The organism is Dyella koreensis (assembly GCF_044904565.1).
GTDB classification, from domain to species: domain Bacteria; phylum Pseudomonadota; class Gammaproteobacteria; order Xanthomonadales; family Rhodanobacteraceae; genus Dyella_D; species Dyella_D koreensis.
Window position 1 is genome coordinate 1090128 of the sequence record NZ_JADIKD010000012.1, and the last position, 18594, is coordinate 1108721.

Annotated in this window: 14 protein-coding genes and 2 pseudogenes; 6 read left to right on the forward strand and 10 right to left on the reverse strand. The window is 63.9% G+C overall.

Translation table 11 applies throughout. The features are described from left to right. The first annotated feature begins 113 nt into the window (after nt 1-113). Nucleotides 114-377: a 30S ribosomal protein S20 gene (rpsT, locus tag ISS97_RS19900; protein WP_379984432.1), complete on the forward strand. Its 264-nt coding sequence runs from the start codon at nt 114-116 to the stop codon at nt 375-377. 214 nt (nt 378-591) lie between these two features. On the opposite strand, the pseudogene ISS97_RS19905 reads toward rpsT, so the two are convergent. The 7 genes and pseudogenes from ISS97_RS19905 to ISS97_RS19935 form a co-directional block, all read right to left on the reverse strand. Beyond that, nucleotides 592-4212: pseudogene (locus ISS97_RS19905) on the reverse strand (SbcC/MukB-like Walker B domain-containing protein); the annotation flags it as partial. Further along, nucleotides 4202-4876: a DUF4194 domain-containing protein gene (locus tag ISS97_RS19910; RefSeq protein WP_379984431.1), complete on the reverse strand. Its 675-nt coding sequence runs from the start codon at nt 4874-4876 to the stop codon at nt 4202-4204. The pseudogene ISS97_RS19905 and the gene ISS97_RS19910, both read right to left, overlap by 11 nt. Continuing rightward, on the reverse strand, nt 4863-6332 hold the full coding sequence (locus ISS97_RS19915; RefSeq protein ID WP_379984430.1) for a DUF3375 domain-containing protein: 1470 nt from the start codon (nt 6330-6332) through the stop codon (nt 4863-4865). Before ISS97_RS19915 ends, ISS97_RS19910 begins: the two co-directional genes overlap by 14 nt. 52 nt (nt 6333-6384) lie before the next feature. Next, nucleotides 6385-7464: an Obg family GTPase CgtA gene (gene cgtA / locus ISS97_RS19920; RefSeq protein ID WP_379984429.1), complete on the reverse strand. Its 1080-nt coding sequence runs from the start codon at nt 7462-7464 to the stop codon at nt 6385-6387. 106 nt (nt 7465-7570) lie between these two features. Then, nucleotides 7571-7828: a 50S ribosomal protein L27 gene (rpmA, locus tag ISS97_RS19925; protein ID WP_090450248.1), complete on the reverse strand. Its 258-nt coding sequence runs from the start codon at nt 7826-7828 to the stop codon at nt 7571-7573. A gap of 25 nt (nt 7829-7853) precedes the next feature. Beyond that, nucleotides 7854-8168: a 50S ribosomal protein L21 gene (gene rplU, locus ISS97_RS19930; protein WP_379984428.1), complete on the reverse strand. Its 315-nt coding sequence runs from the start codon at nt 8166-8168 to the stop codon at nt 7854-7856. A 116-nt stretch (nt 8169-8284) separates the two neighbouring features. After that, complete coding sequence (locus ISS97_RS19935; protein ID WP_379984427.1) at nt 8285-9034, reverse strand: DUF2059 domain-containing protein; 750 nt, start codon at nt 9032-9034, stop codon at nt 8285-8287. 166 nt (nt 9035-9200) lie between these two features. Here ISS97_RS19935 and uvrA point away from each other — a divergent pair, with 166 nt between their 5' ends. From uvrA to ISS97_RS19960, 5 genes are all read left to right on the forward strand, one after another. Then, entirely contained in the window at nt 9201-12092 is a 2892-nt protein-coding gene (gene uvrA, locus ISS97_RS19940; RefSeq protein WP_379984426.1) for an excinuclease ABC subunit UvrA, read from the forward strand. Then, nucleotides 12089-12592 carry an acyl-CoA thioesterase gene (locus tag ISS97_RS19945; RefSeq protein ID WP_379984425.1) on the forward strand — a complete coding sequence of 168 codons (504 nt, stop codon included), beginning with the start codon at nt 12089-12091 and terminating at the stop codon, nt 12590-12592. The genes uvrA and ISS97_RS19945 overlap by 4 nt, the downstream gene beginning before the upstream one ends. Before the next feature lie 52 nt (nt 12593-12644). Continuing rightward, complete coding sequence (locus ISS97_RS19950; protein ID WP_379984424.1) at nt 12645-13655, forward strand: asparaginase; 1011 nt, start codon at nt 12645-12647, stop codon at nt 13653-13655. A 155-nt stretch (nt 13656-13810) separates the two neighbouring features. Beyond that, nucleotides 13811-15241: a DUF4139 domain-containing protein gene (locus ISS97_RS19955; protein WP_379984675.1), complete on the forward strand. Its 1431-nt coding sequence runs from the start codon at nt 13811-13813 to the stop codon at nt 15239-15241. Nucleotides 15242-15320: 79 nt separating this feature from the next. Then, nucleotides 15321-16073: an enoyl-CoA hydratase/isomerase family protein gene (locus ISS97_RS19960; protein ID WP_379984423.1), complete on the forward strand. Its 753-nt coding sequence runs from the start codon at nt 15321-15323 to the stop codon at nt 16071-16073. A gap of 4 nt (nt 16074-16077) precedes the next feature. On the opposite strand, the gene ISS97_RS19965 is transcribed toward ISS97_RS19960, so the two are convergent. The 3 genes and pseudogenes from ISS97_RS19965 to ISS97_RS19975 form a co-directional block, all read right to left on the reverse strand. Then, nucleotides 16078-16938 carry a sulfurtransferase gene (locus tag ISS97_RS19965; RefSeq protein ID WP_379984422.1) on the reverse strand — a complete coding sequence of 287 codons (861 nt, stop codon included), beginning with the start codon at nt 16936-16938 and terminating at the stop codon, nt 16078-16080. Beyond that, nucleotides 16935-17734, reverse strand: a pseudogene (locus tag ISS97_RS19970) (NUDIX hydrolase). Before ISS97_RS19970 ends, ISS97_RS19965 begins: the two are co-directional and overlap by 4 nt. 60 nt (nt 17735-17794) lie before the next feature. Beyond that, nucleotides 17795-18514: an FKBP-type peptidyl-prolyl cis-trans isomerase gene (locus tag ISS97_RS19975; protein WP_379984421.1), complete on the reverse strand. Its 720-nt coding sequence runs from the start codon at nt 18512-18514 to the stop codon at nt 17795-17797. Nucleotides 18515-18594: the final 80 nt, after the last annotated feature.

The following is an 18594-nucleotide window of genomic DNA, read 5'->3' on the forward strand; positions in this document are numbered from 1 at the left end:
CTCATCGCACCCCGGCCAAGCCCGGGAGCGTAGCTAAGCTGTTGACGCAGCGGCGCATTAGCCGCATAATTACCGCCTTTTTCCACCCAACCCAGCGATTTCGGAGTTCTACCTTGGCCAACATCAAGTCCGCGAAGAAGCGCGCGCGCCAGTCCGAGCAGCGCCGCCTGCGCAATGTCAGCGCCCGTTCCATGGTGCGCACCGCCCTCAGGAAGGTCGTCAAGGCCATCGAGGCCAAGGACAAGGCTGCCGCCGTCGAAGCTTTTGCCGCCGCCCAGCCGGTGATGGATCGCTACGCCGCGCGTGGCCTGATCCACAAGAACAAGGCAGCTCGCCATAAGAGCCGCCTCAACGCGAAGATCCACGAGCTGGCGTAAGCCAGCGTCCTGCGCGATTCGGGTTGGCGAGAAGGCCGGCGAAAGCCGGCCTTTTTGTTTCATCGGGGAAAATCCTGCCGGCGACAGCCGGCGTTTTTGTTTGACTGAAGAAGTCACTAAAGGGCAGTCGACTCTCCCCTTACAGGCGCATCCCGCCATTGCCCACAAGAATGGGCTCCTTCATATCTCCGACAGGCACGCCTCAGGCGGCGTCTCGCGCCTTGTCCGGCAGGGCCAATCGCCTTTCCGCTTCGTTGTATTCGATCAGCAATACGCCCGAATCGTGGCGCCCATTGATGTCGACAAAGCACGCCCCACCAATGAACGGCTCCAGCGTCATCACTGATTTCAGCGGCGTCGCCACAATCATCTGGAAACCGAAGTTTTCGAAGATATTCATCGCCAGCGCAGTGAATTCGTTATCGGCCTTGTCGAAGGCCTCATCGAGCACCACGGGAGCATAGCGCGGCAGATGGCCATCTTCGCCGCCGAGCTGGTAACGCAAGGCGGCAGCCAGGCAAGTGGTCGCCAGTTTTTGGCGCTGTCCGCCCGACTTACCGGCGCCGCTGCGATAAACCTCCACCTGCCGGCGCGTATCCGCCTCCACTTCCACGCCGACGAATTCGACATGCTGCCGCACGTCCAGCACCTGTTCGCGCCAGCGGCGCTGCTCCGGATCCTGCGCGCCGAGACGCGCCACCAGCTGCCGCAGTACGGCGAACTGAGCTTCCGAGCGTTCGCGATCCTCTGTCTGGTGCTGCATCAGCACGTCGCGTAGCTGGCCCTGGAAATCGCGCACTTCCTGCAAGCCACGATCCGTGACTTCAATCTGCAGCAGCGTGCCCCGATTGAAGGGCACACGTTCCAGGCTTTCGTTGACCTCCTCCATGCGCTGGCCGATCAACTTGCGCGCTTCGGTCATATGCTTCTGGAGTACCAGCAGATCCTGCTTGCTCTGACTCTGCAGCAGCTCGAAGAAACGCGCCTCGTGCTTGGGCAGGCCATCCAGTTCCAGACGCCGCAGCCGGGCCATGAAGCCTTCGGTAGCGTCAAGAGTCGGCGTGAAGTCCGCACCGTCCTGCGGCCAGCGGCGGCAGAAGGCGCGGAAGCACTCCTCAATCGCCTGTACCAGCTGGATGTCCTGCGCCGCCTGCCCATTGAGCACGTCATGCAGCGCGCGCTCGAGCGTGCGGAACTGACTGTCGATATTGTCCAGAGAGAGCGCAGGCTGCGATGGCAGACGCGCCTCCAGCCCCCCGGATTGCACGGGAGTGAGTGCGGCCGTTCCCGCTTTTATCGCGCAAGCCTCGCGCTGCGAGACAAGGCCACGGTACTCGCGCCCCGCCGCAATACGCTCTGCAGCGACATCTTCATAGGACCTCGCCGCCCGCTGACGCTGGCCGCGCTCAGATTCAATCTGCTGCGCCAGCGCCTGCAGGTTGGCATCCCCCTCAGCTAGCTGACGCAGATGGGTCTCGATATCGCCCAAACGCTGCAGTTTGGGCGCCACATCGATTTCTTCCCATTCCACACCCAGCAATGCGGCAGCAGCCACGCGACGGTCACCTTCCTTGTCTCGCTCCTGCTTGAGTGCAGCCAGTGCGTCACCACCATGCGCAATCGCCTGGGCCAGTTCGCCGCCTTCCTTTTCGAACAGCACCAGCTTGTCGCGGTTATCGAAACCAAGCACCCAATGCCGGCGGTCATCCACCCCGCGCCGATCGTCCTTTTCATAACGATCGCCTGGATGCTTGACCTGGCCTTCCCGTGTGATTGCACGATCCGCCTGACGCAAGGCTGCCGCCGTATCCACACAGGCATAGTCGAAACGGCGCGTCAGCTCGGCCTGAAGCCAGGCTTGATGTGCGTGATCGCGAATATCCAGTCGATGCACCAACGAACGCGATTCGGGTTTGCGCTGACCAAAGTTCTCCACGCGATTCACGCGGTAGTACACCAGCTTGCCGCCCAAGTGAGTCTTGTTGACCCACGCGGCAACCTCGCCATATTGGTGCTCGTCAACCAGCAACGACAAGGCGAAGCCGTGCAATACGCGTTCAATGGCACCACGCCAGGCAGCATGCTCATTCTTGACCTGAAGCAGCTCACCCACGAAGGGCACAGCATTCTCGGACCAGCCAAGCTCCTGGCATAGACGCGCGCGCATAGCCTGGATCGGCGCCGGGATATTGGACGGATGACGCTTGAGCGCATCAATTTCTGCCCGCACTATCGCGAAGCGCTGCGCGGCCTGGCCGCTATCGCGCTTGACCGCATCCATTTTTTCTTCGAGTACCGACGTATGCCCACGTACGCCGTCGACAAGTTCCCGCGCCTGTCCGGCCAGCTCGGCAAAGCCGCGCGCACTCGATGGGAGATCCCAGTCCAACTCACGGCAGGCCGCTTCAATCTTGCCCCGCCTGCGCAGACGTTCGTCGCGCTCACGTGCCACTTGCTCGCGTTCGCGTTCCAACTGATCGATCGTGTCGCCACCCTGCTCGCGGCGACGGCGCTCCAGATCGGCGAGGTGCTGATCGTGGTTATCCAGCAGCGCTTTGCGCTGCGCCAGCTCGCCTTCAAGCGCCTGCTGTTGCACCTGCAGCTCGGCCAAGCGCCCATCCAGCAACATCAGCCGGCGCTGCTCCCGGAACAGATCGATGCCCTGTTGTTGCTCGCGCAAGGCGCTGGTCTCGCGGCGCAGCCCCAGCAGCCGGTCATAAGCCTGACGCGCCGGGGCCAGGGTATGCACCTGTTCGCGCGCCACCACCACCGCTTTATGTGCCGCATCCAGCTCGCCGAAATCGCCCACCAAGCGGTCGGCCGCGGCAAACGTTTCCGGCTCGTCCAGCATGAAGCTGCGCAGAAAATGATTGAGGTCGCCGAGGTTCTTTGCCGACTGGGTCTTGTGCAGCAGCTTCAGCGCCATCTCGTTCTGAATACCGAGCAAGCGCCGGAAGCGCTCCGCGTAACCGGCAAACGCATCGAAATGATGCACGTCATCGCCTAGCCGCGCCTTGAGTCGGCGCAGGTCGAGATCGAAGCCATCCATATCCTTCGCGACATCGAAGGCACGCTCAGCAACCATGTAATGCTTGCGCACATCGGCGGCGGCCGAACCATTGCCGCTGATCCAGAACAGACGGATCAAGGTCACTGTGGCGCCAAACGCATTGCGGTATTCCAGTGCCAGCGCGGACCAGGTCGTACCTTTGCGCAGGTACTGCGTAGCGATTTCGCCGGAGTCGCTATCGTGCTGGTCAGCCCATGCGCCGCGCACATAGGAAGCCAGGCTGCGGTCGCGGCCGCTGCGATCGGCTTCACGCGCTGCCGCGTTGAAATCCACCAGACTGGGCGGCACCAGCAGTGCCGACATGGCATCGAGCAACGTGGACTTGCCGGAGCCAGAACGACCCACGAACAGGAAACCGCGCTCGGCGATGGGGATATCGACCAGACCGCTGAACGTACCCCAGTTGAAAACCTGCAGGCGACGCATGCGGAACTGCTCGTCCCTGGGATCGGGCAGATCGGACAAGAACAACGAAGGAGCTGCCACGCGAGTGGCCTTGACTGGCTTGGCGCGTTTTACTGGAGCGGATGTGTCAGCAGGAACGGTGGCCGTAGCCATGGGTGACGCCACCGCGGAAGCCTCTACCTTCACCGGCTTGGCCGTCTTCTCTGGGCCAATAACCTGCCCGCGCTTCTTCGCTGCGTTCGCGGGCTTCGCTGACTTAGGCGGCTTCACGGATTTGCCAGGCGCCTTGGTCTCCACCGGCTCCGTCTTACCACCCACATTCTTCGCAGGTTTCTTTGCGTCCTGGCCCTTAGCGTTCATCCACATACTCCTCGACCACCGCTTCCACGCCGCGCAGCTCGCGATAAATCTGCGTCAAGGCCTGCACGTCCTCTGCCGAGAACAACAGCTTCAACGTGGGTGAAACTTCGAAGCGGTCTTCGCTGCCACGCAGGCGATCCAGCACGTGGTTGTCTTTCATTTTGCCGATCGCAGCCGATACACGTTTGGCGAAGCCGGCGCGGTCGGTCGACAGGTTCCTCTCGTAGACGGAAAGCGCATCCACCAGGGCACCCTCTTCCACCACGGCCCGCAACCCGTGCGCTTCGGCTTCCACCAGTTGCTGACGCAGATGAAGCAGGAGCACGGTGTCGATGAAGGTCAAAGGGGAAGAGCGCAGCAGTACCGGTGTATCCAGCTCGCCGGTTTCGGCCTGGCGCGCAAAGGCCACACCAGCCTCGCGATCCACCACCAACTCGAGAAAAAGCTCGCACAACTGCGAACGCAGTGTCGTTTCATAGCGAAGCAAGGCCGTCCACAGCAAACCGTGGCGCGCCATGTCCACGCTGGGGCCAGCCAGTAGCTGGCACAGCGCGCGGCGCGCCTCCAGGGGCAACACGCCGGTGTCTCCTTCGAACAAACCCTTTGCGGCCGTAGGTGCAGATTCGTGAGGAACGCCTAGCGTCTCGTTCTCAAGCAAGTTCATCGCGCTTCTCTTTGAGGAACCATACGAGGGGAATACGGGCATGGCGCCATTGGCCATCGCCACCCTGCCATGCGACTTCTTCCAGCTGACCTTCGGCCACCACGCCGTAACGCGTCGCGAGCGACAGGAAGCCGATGATGCTGCCCAGACCCTGCTCGGCCGGACGCTGCGTCAGCACCTCACGAATGGATAGCTGATCGTGTGTCTGCAGCAATTCATGGACATCGCGGCGAAGGCCGCGGAAATTGATCTCGGACTGCGCCACCAGCTCGCCCACGCTATCCAGTGAAATGGCGGCGCCGCCGCTCAGATCGACACGCCCGTCCACTCGGGCATGGCGTGGGTCATGCAATCGCCATTGCGACAGGGAGCGCAAACGCGAACTGGTAAGTGGCAGTACAAACGGGGTGCGCTGATGGGCGCTCACTTCGTCGCGCAACTGCAGTGCTTCCGCTTGTGCCTGTTTCAGCAACTGATTGAGGCGACGCTGCTCCAGATAGCCGCGGCTCTGAACGAAGCCACGCAGGCTGCGCGCAAAGTGCTGCATCACGTCGTGCACCTGACTGCCACGCTCCAGCATGACGCCGGTGAAGCCACGCAACAGCTGACGCTCTTCGCGCTGCAGGCGGCGGGCAAAGCCGCGAGAGAGCACTGTCTCCATTGCTGTATCAAGCTGGTGGCTCTGCTCCATGTTGTTGAGCAGCGTCCAGAACGCCTGAAAACTGCGCCCTGCCTCGCTCTCCGCAATCACATCCACGCCGTCGAACAGGCGATCGAGCAATTCGCCGCGATGCCCCTCGTCGTCAATGATGCGTTCGCGGAATTCGCGGTTAAGGCGCTCGAAGTCGTCGCGTACACGGCGAAAATCTTCTGCGAGGTCATCCGCCAACTGGATGATCTCGCGCGTGCGCTCCAGTGCCCGGTACCCGCCCAATGCATCCACTTTGCCGCTCTTGACGCGCTCGATCTCCGCATCCAAACGATCACGCTCCGCCTGCAGCACTTCAAGGCGTGCGGCGGGATCGGATTCGGTCTGCTCGGCCAGCTGCACCAGTTGCTGAATCACCAGCGACAGGCGGCTTTCCGTTGCGGCATGGCGTGGCGCAGCCAGGCCGGCGATGAAACGCACAGCCTGCGCGGCCTGCGCCGACAACTCGTACTCTTCCTCGCTGGCACCTTCGGGAAGGCGGCGCTCAAGGAAACCCTGCGAGAGCCAGTACGCTACATAGGCAGATGCTGTACGCGGCAGCTCGCGCGGCAGATCGGACGCGTTGATCGCATCCAGATGATCTTGCAGGCGCTCGTGCAGAACGGAGGCGAGAAGCCGCCGTTCGCCATCCTGCAGCAGCGTTTGCAGCAGGCCGATCAGTTCAGGGGCATGGTCGGCGGCCAGCAACCGCCACAGGGCTTGATCGCGCAGCCGGCGATAGCCGGCAATGCGTGCTTGCAGCTTCATGCGTGGGTGATGCTCCTGCGATACGGGAAAGAAGGAACGGCGTACCGCGCACTCAATCGCGCGGCGTTTCCCCACGCATGCGCACGTCGCCCGGCAGCATGTCCGTACGGCCTTCATGCTGCATGCGCTGCGATTCAAAGAAGCGCTGCACCTGCTGACACACGGCCATGGTGTTGTCGCGCGCGATAGCCGAGACCAGGAACCAGGGCTGGGTCCAGCCGAGGCGCTTGACGATATCTTCGGCCACCGCCTGGCGTTCGTCCTCCGGCAGCACGTCGGCTTTGTTCAGCACCAGCCAGCGCGGGCGCTGCAGCAGTTCGGGATCGAACTTCTCCAGTTCGTGCTCGATGGTGTGCACCTGCTCGACCACGTCGGAGCCGTCGATCGGCGCGATGTCCACCAGATGCAACAACAGGCGTGTGCGCGACACGTGGCGCAGGAACTGGATGCCCAGGCCGGTGCCTTCGGCGGCGCCCTCGATCAGGCCCGGGATGTCAGCGATGACAAAGCTCTGGTCGGTACCCAGGCTGACTACGCCCAGGTTCGGATGCAGGGTGGTGAACGGGTAGTCGGCGACGCGCGGTGTCGCCGCGGAGACGGCGCGGATAAAGGTGGACTTACCCGCGTTGGGAAAGCCCAGCAGACCCACATCGGCAAGCAGCTTCAGCTCCAGCTTCAGCTCGCGCACATCGCCCGGGGTACCCGGCGTCGATTTGCGCGGCGCGCGGTTCACTGAGCTCTTGAAATGGATATTGCCCAGGCCGCCCTTGCCGCCCTGCGCTACCAGCAGGCGCTGACCATGTACGGTGAGGTCGCCGATGATCTCATCGGTATCGACGTTGGTCACCACCGTACCAATCGGCACGCGCACCTCGGTGTCATCGCCACCCTTGCCGTACATGTCGCTGCCCATGCCGTTCTGGCCGCGCTGCGCCTTGAAGCTGCGCTGGTGGCGGAAGTCGATCAGGGTATTGAGGCCTTCGTCGGCTACCAGCCACACGGAACCGCCACTGCCACCGTCGCCGCCGTCAGGGCCGCCAAAGGGGATGAACTTTTCGCGACGGAAGCTGATGCATCCGTTGCCGCCGTCACCGGCCTGAACCTTGATGATGGCTTCGTCGACAAATTTCATAAGGAGTCCGGCGAGCGGTGTGGAATCGGGGGCAGGATAGCCGAGGCTGTCTTCACAAACGAAAAGCCCCGCCGAAGCGGGGCCTTCGCTGCAACGCCGAAGGGAATTAACCCTTGACGACGTTGACGAACTTGCGGTTGTTCTCGCCGCGGGTCTTGAATTCGACGGTGCCGTCGACCAGCGCGAACAGGGTGTGGTCACGACCCAGACCCACGCCGGTACCGGCATGGAACTTGGTGCCGCGCTGACGCACGATGATGTTGCCGGCTTCGATGGCCTGGCCACCGTACACCTTCACGCCGAGGTACTTCGGGTTCGAGTCGCGACCGTTGCGGGACGAACCTACGCCTTTTTTATGTGCCATGACTGATTACTCCAGAATTGGCGGATCAGGCGTTGATGCCCGTGATCTCGACTTCGGTGAAGTGCTGACGATGTCCCTGCTGCTTCTTGTGGTGCTTGCGGCGGCGGAACTTGATGATGCGGACCTTGTCGGCACGGCCGTGCTTGCGCACGGTGGCGCTGACGGTGGCACCGGCCACGGTCGGGGCACCGACGGTGATGGTCTCGCCGGCGCCGACCAGCAGCACCTGGTCGAACTTCACAGCGGCGCCTTCTTCGGCGTTCAGCAGCTCCACGCGCAGGACATCGCCCTGCTGGACGCGGTACTGCTTGCCACCGGTCTTGATGACTGCATAACTCATGGGAATATCCCTTCTGTCGTTATTCTCTTGGGTTTCGCTCTGACCCCTTCCGGGGCGGCGAACTCAGGATTATAGCGAGCCGTCGCACCGCTGGTCAATTCCTGACCACCTCGGACTCAAGACGAAGTGGCCGGCTTGGCCGGGGCCGCAGACTTCGACTTGCTGTCAGCCTGGGTCTTGGCCGGTGCAGCCTTGGCCGGCGCCTTCTTGCTCTTGGTGCTGGCCTTGGCTGGCGTTTTGGCCTTGCCCTTGGTGTGCGTGGTCGCCTTCTTTACCGTCGGCTTGGCGGCTGCTGGCGCGGCATCCTGGGCCTCGTCATCGTCATCGCCCCCAGCGGCTGCTCCGGTGGCCAGACCGGCCGCTGCGGCACCACCCGCGATGGCCGGCCCCGCCTTGTTGGTGGCCGGGCAGCGTCCATTGGCATCCAGACTGCCCTTCTGTTTCAGCTCGGCGATCAGCTGGTCGCTGCGCTCTCGGCTCCACTGCAGGCCGGCCTGATTGGCCTCGCCCATGGTGGTAGGCATCTCGGTGATCACTTTCTGGCCCAATGGGGAGCGGTAGAACTTCAGCATCCCCTCGATCTCGTCGGCGCTGAAATGGCGCTGATAGATCGGCACCAGGCGACCGATGAACTGCTGGGTGCCGCTCGCGTCGATGTAGTTCTGCCAGTAGCTGGCCGGCACACAGGGCAGCGACTGCTGCATCACGCCTACGGCCTGGTTGTTCATTTGGCTGAGCATCTTGCCCACCCCGACCACTTCCATCAGCTGGCGCACCTGCTCTTCGCTGGGCTGGGTGGCGGCAGCTGCCGGCCCCACACACAGCGCCAGTGCCAGGACGGCCCCCCATCCTTTCCACTTGTGCATTCGTTGTGTCTCTCGCTGGATCGGCCGAAAACGGCCAAAACACGTATTAAGCCACAACCCCCTGTTAACACTTTGATGCCTCTTCACTCCGAATTTTCCGCAGGCCCGGGCAATAACTAACCTGATTAGTTTGGTATAGTGCAGTTTTTCCCAAATCCCCGGCGTCATGGACACCATCCGCATACGCGGTGCGCGCACGCACAACCTCAAAAACATCGATCTGGACCTGCCCCGCGACCGGTTGATCGTGATCACCGGCCTGTCCGGGTCCGGCAAGTCGTCACTGGCTTTTGACACCATCTACGCGGAGGGCCAGCGCCGCTACGTGGAGTCGCTGTCGGCGTACGCCCGCCAGTTCCTCTCCATGATGGAGAAGCCGGACGTCGACCATATCGAAGGCCTGTCGCCGGCGATCTCGATCGAACAGAAGTCCACCTCGCACAACCCGCGCTCCACCGTGGGCACCATCACCGAGGTCTACGACTACCTGCGCCTGCTCTATGCACGCGTCGGCACCCCTCGCTGCCCTGACCACGGCATTCCGCTGGAAGCGCAGACGGTGAGCCAGATGGTGGATGCCACCCTGGCGCTGGATCCGGAGAAGCGCTTCATGCTGCTGGCCCCGGTGATCCGCGAGCGCAAAGGCGAGCACGTACAGATCTTCGAGCAGCTGCGTGCCCAAGGCTTTGTGCGAGCCCGCGTCGACGGCACCGTGTACGACCTCGATGCCGTACCGCCGCTGACCCTGCGCCAGAAGCACACCATCGAAGCGGTGATCGACCGCTTCCGTCCGCGCGATGACATCAAGCAGCGCCTGGCCGAGTCGTTCGAGACCGCGCTGCGCCTGGGCGACGGCCTGGTCATCGTGGTCGACATGGACGACCCGAAAGCGCAGGAACAGCTGCTGTCCTCGCGCTATTCCTGCCCGGTCTGCGACTACTCGCTGCCCGAGCTGGAACCGCGCCTGTTCTCCTTCAACTCGCCGGTGGGCGCCTGCCCGACCTGCGATGGCCTGGGCGTCACTCAGGTGTTCGACGCCTCGCGCGTGGTGGGCCACCCCGAGCTACCGCTATCCGGCGGTGCGGTGCGCGGCTGGGATCGTCGCAACGCGCATTACTTCCAATTGATTCTGTCGCTGGCGGCGCACTATGGCTTCGACGTCGACGCGCCCTGGCAAAAGCTGCCGGCCAACGTGCAAAAGGCCGTGCTGTACGGCAGCGGCAACGAGAAGATCCAGTTCCGCTACCTCACCGAACGCGGTGGCAAGGTCACGCGCGAACACAGTTTCGAAGGCATCCTGCCGAACCTGGAACGCCGCTACAAAGAAACCGAATCGCCCGCCGTGCGCGAAGAGCTGGCGAAGTACATCAGCGACCAGCCCTGCCCCGACTGCCACGGCCAGCGCCTGAACCGCTCGGCGCGCAACGTGTTTGTCGCCGACCATGCTCTGCCCTCGCTCACCTCGCGTTCGATCGATGATGCACTCGCCTTCTTCGAGGCGCTGACGCTCACCGGCTGGCGCGGCGAGATCGCAGTGAAGATCGTCAAGGAAATCCGCGAGCGCCTGACGTTCCTCAACGATGTGGGCCTTAACTACCTCACGCTCGATCGTCAGGCCGACTCGCTCTCCGGCGGCGAAGCGCAACGCATCCGCCTCGCCTCGCAGATCGGTGCCGGCCTGGTGGGTGTGATGTATGTGCTGGACGAACCTTCGATCGGCCTGCATCAGCGCGACAACGAACGCCTGCTTGGCACGCTCACGCGCCTGCGCGATCTCGGCAACACCGTGATCGTGGTGGAGCATGACGAAGACGCCATCCGCCTCGCCGACCATGTGCTGGATATCGGCCCTGGTGCCGGCGTGCATGGCGGCGAGATCGTCGCGCAGGGCACGCTCAAGGACATTCTTGCCTCCAAGCGTTCCGTCACCGGCCAATTCCTCTCGGGCAGGCGCGCCATCGAAGTGCCCACCGAGCGCCGCGAGCAGGAGGACAAGGACTCGTGGCTGCATCTGCGCGGCGCCAGCGGCAACAATCTGAAGAACGTCGACCTGGCGATCCCCGCCGGGCTGTTCACCTGCATCACCGGCGTTTCCGGCTCCGGCAAATCGACGCTGATCAACGACACGCTGTTCCGCCTCGCCGCGGCCGAACTCAACGGCTCCAGCGAACAGCCAGCGCCATACAAATCGGTGGAAGGCCTGGAGTTGTTCGACAAGGTGGTCGACATCGACCAGTCGCCGATCGGCCGTACACCGCGCTCGAACCCAGCCACCTACACCGGCCTGTTCACGCCGTTGCGCGAGCTGTTCGCGCAGGTGCCGGAAGCGCGTTCGCGCGGCTACACCGCCGGCCGCTTCAGCTTCAACGTGCGCGGCGGTCGCTGTGAGGCCTGCGAAGGCGACGGCATGATCAAGGTGGAGATGCACTTCCTGCCGGACGTGTACGTGCCCTGCGATGTCTGTCACGGCAAGCGCTACAACCGCGAGACGCTGGAGATTCTGTACAAAGGCCACACCATCGCCGACGTACTCAACATGACGGTGGAAGATGCGCTCAAGCTGTTCGAGAACGTGCCGACCATCGCACGCAAGCTCGACACACTGCGTGCCGTGGGCCTGGACTACATCAAGCTCGGCCAGAGCGCGACCACGCTCTCCGGCGGCGAGGCACAGCGCGTGAAGCTCTCCAAGGAGCTGTCCAAGCGCGATACCGGCCGCACGCTGTACATCCTCGATGAGCCAACGACGGGTCTGCACTTCCACGACATCGAGCAGTTGCTTGACGTGCTGCATCAGCTGGTGGATCAGGGCAACACCGTGGTGGTCATCGAGCACAACCTCGATGTGATCAAGACCGCCGACTGGATCGTGGACCTCGGTCCCGAGGGCGGCGCGGGCGGTGGACGCATCCTGACCACCGGCACACCGGAGACCGTCGCGGAAGCACCCGGCTCGCACACTGGCCGCTTCCTCGCACCACACCTCAAGATCGCGCCAGCCAAGGCCGCCAAGAACACCAGCCGCGAAAAACCAGCTGCACGGAAAAAGACGGCATGAGTTCCAGCACCACCGATACACCAGCCGCATCGCGCCGTCGCAAGGCGGCCAGTGCGGAGCCAGCCACACCGGTTTCCGCGCCGGCACCGTCTGCGGAAATCCACCCGCTGTACGTCGCCTCTATCGGGGTACGCTGGCGCGATCTCGACGCCTTCAATCATGTCAACAACTCGAACTATCTCACCTATCTGGAAGAGGCGCGGCTGCAGTGGCTGAGGCATGTACCCGGCCCGTGGTTCGACGAGCAATCGATGCCGGTATTGGCAGCGAGTGAGATCAACTACCGCATGCCGATTGAGTGGCCGGCACAGTTGCACGTCGAACTCCGTTGCGAACGCCTGGGCAACAGCTCGATCACCGTCGGCCATCGCATCGTCGATGCCGAACAGCCCGAGCGCCTTTACAGCGATGGTCGCGTGGTGATGGTGTGGATGAACCCGGCCACCGGCAAACCCGTGCCGCTGCCGCAGGCGATCCGCGACGCCGTCGAGGCAGCCTGATTCCGGACGCCACACCGGGCAAGCCGCAACGCACGCAAGGAGACTGGAATCCATGACGCAAACCTCGCAGCCACGCGTCGCCATCATCGGCTGCGGCGGCACCATCGCCTCATTGGGCACGTCCAACCTCGATCTGATGGACTACCCGGAGCACGGCACCAAGCTCAGCGTCGAGCAGATTCTGGAACGCGTACCGGAGGCCACTACAGCCGCTGACCTTGTTGCCGTCCCGTTCCGCTCCATCGGCAGCAACAACATCACGTTCGCGGATTGGTTCGAATTGCGTGCCGCGCTGGAGCGCCTGTCGCGTGAGCAGCCGGACCTCGCGGGCTTCGTGATCCTGCATGGTACGGCGACGCTGGAAGAGACCGCGTTCTTCCTCAACCTGACCCTGGATATCCCGCAGACTGTCGTGCTGACAGGTGCCCAGCGCCCGATCAGCGCAGTGGGTTCCGATGCGCCGATGAACCTGATCGGCGCTATCCGTGTCGCGGCTGAGGCAGATTCCCGTGACCGCGGCGTGCTGGTGGCTTTCAACGACACGATTCTCGCCGCACGCGACGTGGTAAAGGTCTCCAATCTCCGACTCGACACCTTCCGTTCCGCCGATTTCGGCGCGCTGGGCGTGATCGATCCCGATGGTATCCATTACTACCGTCAGCCAGCTAAGCGACACGCTCCCGATGGCGCGTTCAAGGACCTGCCCGGCGACACACAACTGCCGCGCGTAGACATTGTCTACTCGTACGTCGGTGCCGACGAAACGTTCATTGAAGCCGCGCTGGCGAAAGGCGCTCGCGGCATCGTCTCCGCCGGGCTCGCGCCGGGACTGACGACCGGCGCGGAAAAGCGGGCACTCGAAGCCGCCATCGGTAACGGCATCGCCGTGGTCCAGTGCACGCGCGCGCCTTTGGGCCGCGTGGCACATCGGCGTTATCTGCGTGACGCAGGCTTCATTTCTGGCGAGGATTTCACTCCGCAGAAAGCACGCATCCTGCTTGCGCTCGGACTGACGCAGACACGTGACATCGACATGCTGCGCAACTACTTCCAGACGCACTAAGCAACGGGTTCCCTCGGCTTGAACGCGACCTGGCGGATTAGGGGTTAAAGGCTACGCGATGGCGGATGCCGCGCCTTCATGCGAGATGCGTAAGATCGGCGGCGCCTAACGAAAGGAGTTCGCCCGTGAGCAAGTTTCCCCTCAGCACCCTCGCCATGGCCTGCGCCGCCATGGTTACGACCGTCGCCGCCGCACCTTCCGGCGAGCGCACCGAACTTACCCTCTATCGCAGTGACGACGCTTCGCTGTTCAACGCCGGCGATGGCGCCAATGTCGACGCCGGCTATGCCGTTGCGCGTGAGCCACGCAGCCTTGAGCTGAAAGCCGGTGTGCAGGATCTGAGCCTGGGCGGCTTACCCGCCTATCTCGATACCGAAGCGCTAGCCTTGAATGTCGATGGCGGCGCGGCCAAGGTGCTGTCACAGCGCCTGCGGCTGGGGCAAGGACAGGACGCCGCGCTCGGCAGCCTCATCGGCCAGCCGATCGATGTCATCGGCAACAACGGCCAGCCGCTGGCGAGCGGCACCTTGCTGCGTGCCGGTAATGGCCTGCTGGTCAGCGATACGGCAGGCAACACCACGCTGATCCGCGAATACGCGGCGGTGCGTGCGCACGGCAGCTTCAATACCGGCTCCAGCCTGGAGCTGCGCGTGGATGCGGCACGCGCCGGCTCGGCCAAGGCGACGCTCAGCTATCCGACGGCCGGCCTCGGCTGGCGGGCCGCTTACGTGGGCACGCTGCAACCGGGCAATACCTGCAAGCTGCAGTTCGAATCGCGGGCCAGCATCGCCAACCGCAGCGGGCGCGACTGGAGCAACACCCAGCTCACCCTGGTCGCCGGCGAACCGCAATTCGCCAAGGCTTCCGCTCCACGCCCGATGATGATGGCCGCCAACTATCGCGGCAAAGCGGCGGAAGCCGCCGACATGCCGCAGCAGTCCAGCCTCGCTGACTACCGCACTTACACGCTGCCCGGCGCCGTCGACCTGCCTGATGGCAGTGTCAGCCAGGTACCGCTCTACGCCACCCGTAGCATCGATTGCGAACGCACCCTGCTCTACGAAACCGGTGGCAACTGGACGCCGCCGCAGCCGATGATCGGCCGCGACTGGAGTCCGGGCGGCGGCAGCACGGTGACCAGCACGCTGCGTCTGCGCGCCTTCGACAGCCTGCCCGCCGGCTACCTGCGCGTGCTTGCAGCCGACCGCAACGGAACGCCGCAATTCATCGGTGAAGGCCGCATCGCCGACACCCCCAAAGGCAGCGATGCCAGCATCACGCTGGGCACGGCCTTTGATCTGCGTGCCGCTCGCGAGCGCACCGAGTTCAAGCTGGACAAGGCGGGCCGCAGCATGGAAGAAGGCTTCCGCATCACCCTCACCAACGCGGGCGATACGGCACGCACCGTGACGGTGCGCGAACACCCCAGCCGCTGGCGCGAATGGACCTTGCTGTCGTCCTCCAGCAAGCCAAGCGAACAGAAACCGGACTTGCTGGAATTCCGCATCGAAGTGCCCGCGGGCGGCAAGGCCGTGCTCGACTACGCCGTGCGCTATCGCTGGTCCGAGGCCGAACAGCCGCAATAATCTCTATCCAGCTGGCCCCTGCACATGCCCGCGAGTTTGATACTCTCGCGGGCATTCTTTTTCCCCACAGGCCGGCGCCATGCTCAATCTCGTCACCCACGATGCGATCACCGAGATCAACCTCGCTCGGCCGCCGGTCAACGCGCTCAATCTGGACTTGCTGCACGCCATCCAGGGTGGCATCGCGCAGGCGGTGAAGGATGGCGCCCGCGGCATCGTGCTGTCAGGTGCGCAGGGTATGTTCTCCGCCGGCGTCGATGTGCCGGCGCTGCTTGGCCAGGATCGCGATGGCGTGCGCGCGTACTGGCGTACGTTCTTCGCCACCTGCTCCGCCCTCGCCATGTCGCCCGTGCCGGTGGTCGCCGCGATCACCGGGCATGCGCCGGCAGGCGGCGCAGTGCTGTCGCTGTTCTGCGATTACCGGGTGATGGCGGAGGGGCCGTTCCGTATCGGCCTCAACGAAGTGCAAGTCGGGCTGATCGTGCCGGAGTGCATCCAGCTGGCACTGCGCCGGGTGATAGGCACATATCGCGCCGAGCGCCTGCTGGTGGCCGGCGCCATGATCGAGTCGCAACAGGCGCTGGCCTATGGCTTCGTGGACGAACTGACCGCCGTGGATCAGGTCACCACGCGTGCCCTGCACTGGCTCAACGAACTGGTCGCCTTGCCGCCGCGCGCGATGCTGGCGACGCGCCAGCTGGCACGCGCCGATCTCACCTCGGTCTGGGCCGACCCGGATGCGCTGCCGCTGGATCAGTTTGTCGATGCATTCTTCAGCGAAGAAACCCAGACCGTCCTGCAACAGCTGGTAGCGCGCCTGAAGAAGAAGTGATCGTTTACGCCTTCTCGATGGGACGAGCCGGATCGCTGACCCAGCCGCTCCACGACGGTGCATACAAGCGCGAACCACTCAGGCCCGCGTACTCCATCGCGAGCAAATTGTGACAAGCCGTCACCCCCGAGCCGCACATGTGGACGACCTGCGAGGGCGCGAATGCGCCCAGTAGCGCGGTGAAATCACGCCGCAACTCATCAGGTGACCTGAAGCGTCCCTGCGCATCCAGGTTCTCGGAGAACGGACGATTGACCGCCCCCGGCACATGGCCGCCGGCGCGGTCGATCGGCTCCACCTCGCCGCGATAGCGCGGCGAGGCGCGCGCGTCGATCAGCAGCTGCGCCGGCTGCTGGAACACCGCCCGATGGTCAGTGGTGAACCGCGCGGCATCGTAGTGCAAAGACATATGGGTAGCGGCGCGCTGGACGTCGCCCTTCTCCAGCGGCAAACCGGCCGCCTGCCACGCCTGGAAACCGCCATCGAGCACCGCGACGTCACTTACGCCGACCAGGCGCAACAACCACCACAGACGCGCGGCAGCCAGCGCACCACCTGCGGCGTCGTAGCACACCACTTGCAGACCCGGACGCCAGCCCCAGCGGGACAGCACGGCGGAGAACGCCTGTTCCAGCGGCAACGGGTGCCGTCCGAGACCTTCAGCCTGGCGCGACAGATCGGAGAGATCGCGATCCAGGCTGGCATAGACCGCGCCGGGAATATGGCCCTCGCGATAATCCTGTTCGCCCTTCGTGCTATCCCTGCCTGGCGCCGCCAGCTCGAAGCGGCAATCCACGATCAGGACGTCCTGCGTAGGCAGTGCAACCAGTTCGTCGACGGTGATCAGGGTTGTATGCAGGCTCATGTGCGCCCCATTCTTTGCAATAGGTTGAACAGCATCGCGGCGGTGGCACCCCAGATGCGGTGCCCGCCATGCACGAATTCCACCATCTCGCGGCGATGGCCGCGAAAGTCCATGGTGTAGCGGCGCATATTGGCCGGGTCCAGAAAAAAGCCCAGTGGCACCTCGAATACTTCCGCCACTTCGGCCGGCGCCGGATACAGCCGCGCCTGCGGCGCGATGCGTGCGACCACCGGCGTGATGCGATAGCCGCTGATGGTTTCAAAGCCGTCCAGAAAGCCCACCGGCGTCACCAGCGAACGGTCGAGGCCGATCTCTTCTTCGCTTTCGCGTAACGCCGTGGCGATGGCATCCGCATCCTCCGGATCCGTGCGTCCGCCGGGAAACGCCACCTGACCGGCATGTGCCTGCAGATTATCGGTGCGTACCGTGAGTACCAGCCGGGGCTGCACACCCTCGCGCCAGCCCAGCAGCACGGCGGCGGGGCGACGCGGCGTGTCGCCGATCAGCTCCGCCATGTCGCGATGGTTCCAGCCGGGGCCTTCGGGTGGGGACGACAAGGGCCGCAAGGCCGAGAAAAGTGTCGACAGCGGATCGCCGTCGGTCATGGCGACTCGCGCCCGGGCAGGACCTCGTCCATATAGCGCGCGCGTTCGGCGTCGCTCATGCTGCGCCAGCGGGCGATTTCGTCACCGGTACGGAAACAACCCTCGCAATAGCCGCGCGCGTCCAGCCGGCAGATACCAATGCACGGGCTGAGCAGGGGAGCGAGGTAAACGGCGGCGGGATCGTTCGACATGGAACCGACATGCTAGCCGAAGCGGCGGAGCCTGTTCAAAAGCTGCCGCCGCGTTTCTCGTTACTGCTTGATTTCCAGCAGTTCAATGTCGAACACCAGCGCCTCATTCGGACCGATACGCGGCAGATCGCCGCGCTCGCCGTAAGCCAGCGCCGGCGGGATCACCACGCGCCATTTGTCGCCGGTATGCATCCGCTGGATCACGTCCTGCCAACCGGGAATGACTTTGTTGTTGACGATGAAGCTCACCGGCGAGCCGTGCGCCCACGAGCTGTCGAACTCGGTGCCGTCGATCAGCATGGCGCGGAAATTCACCGTCACCGTGCTGTTGGCGCTGGGCTGGTCCTTGCCGTCACCCTGCTTGAGTACCTGGTACTGGATGCCGGAAGGCAGTTGCACCACGCCGGGTTTCTGGCGATTGCGGGCCAGGTAGTCCGCGCTCTTGGTCGCATTGGCCGCGGCAACGCTCTGGAATTCGGCCATCGCCTTGTCATGCATGCGCTTGTCGAGCCGGCGCAGCTGTTCATGCATGTCCTGCATGGGCACGGCCGGGCGACGCTTGCTATAAGCGTCCTGGATCGCCCGCTGCATAGTGGCGAGATCCACATCGGGATCACCGTTGGCGAACTGGCTACCGATCTGGTAGCCGATGGCATAGGACAGCTTGTTCTTGTCCAGCTTGGTCGCCTGCGCGTCGGACGTCGTGTCGCGACTCTGCGCATGCGTGACCGCTGTACCAAGCAGCATCATGCCCAGAGCCAACCAACGCAGTCGTGTCATGCCATTCCTCCATCGCGGTGCGCGAGCCGGCACATCGTAAGGGGTTTGACGGCGGCGTGCAGCGGTGCCGGTCGCGCCGG

Bases quoted from the DNA above. Each gene is read 5' to 3' on its own strand.
- ISS97_RS19955 (WP_379984675.1), top strand. From the start codon at position 13,811: ATGGCCTGCGCCGCCATGGTTACGACCGTCGCCGCCGCACCTTCCGGC.
- ISS97_RS19910 (WP_379984431.1), bottom strand. From the start codon at position 4,876: ATGAACTTGCTTGAGAACGAGACGCTAGGCGTTCCTCACGAATCTGCA.
- ISS97_RS19945 (WP_379984425.1), top strand. From the start codon at position 12,089: ATGAGTTCCAGCACCACCGATACACCAGCCGCATCGCGCCGTCGCAAG.
- ISS97_RS19935 (WP_379984427.1), bottom strand. From the start codon at position 9,034: ATGCACAAGTGGAAAGGATGGGGGGCCGTCCTGGCACTGGCGCTGTGT.
- ISS97_RS19915 (WP_379984430.1), bottom strand. From the start codon at position 6,332: ATGAAGCTGCAAGCACGCATTGCCGGCTATCGCCGGCTGCGCGATCAA.
- uvrA (WP_379984426.1), top strand. From the start codon at position 9,201: ATGGACACCATCCGCATACGCGGTGCGCGCACGCACAACCTCAAAAAC.
- ISS97_RS19975 (WP_379984421.1), bottom strand. From the start codon at position 18,514: ATGACACGACTGCGTTGGTTGGCTCTGGGCATGATGCTGCTTGGTACA.
- rpmA (WP_090450248.1), bottom strand. From the start codon at position 7,828: ATGGCACATAAAAAAGGCGTAGGTTCGTCCCGCAACGGTCGCGACTCG.
- cgtA (WP_379984429.1), bottom strand. From the start codon at position 7,464: ATGAAATTTGTCGACGAAGCCATCATCAAGGTTCAGGCCGGTGACGGC.
- ISS97_RS19960 (WP_379984423.1), top strand. From the start codon at position 15,321: ATGCTCAATCTCGTCACCCACGATGCGATCACCGAGATCAACCTCGCT.
- ISS97_RS19950 (WP_379984424.1), top strand. From the start codon at position 12,645: ATGACGCAAACCTCGCAGCCACGCGTCGCCATCATCGGCTGCGGCGGC.
- ISS97_RS19965 (WP_379984422.1), bottom strand. From the start codon at position 16,938: ATGAGCCTGCATACAACCCTGATCACCGTCGACGAACTGGTTGCACTG.
- rplU (WP_379984428.1), bottom strand. From the start codon at position 8,168: ATGAGTTATGCAGTCATCAAGACCGGTGGCAAGCAGTACCGCGTCCAG.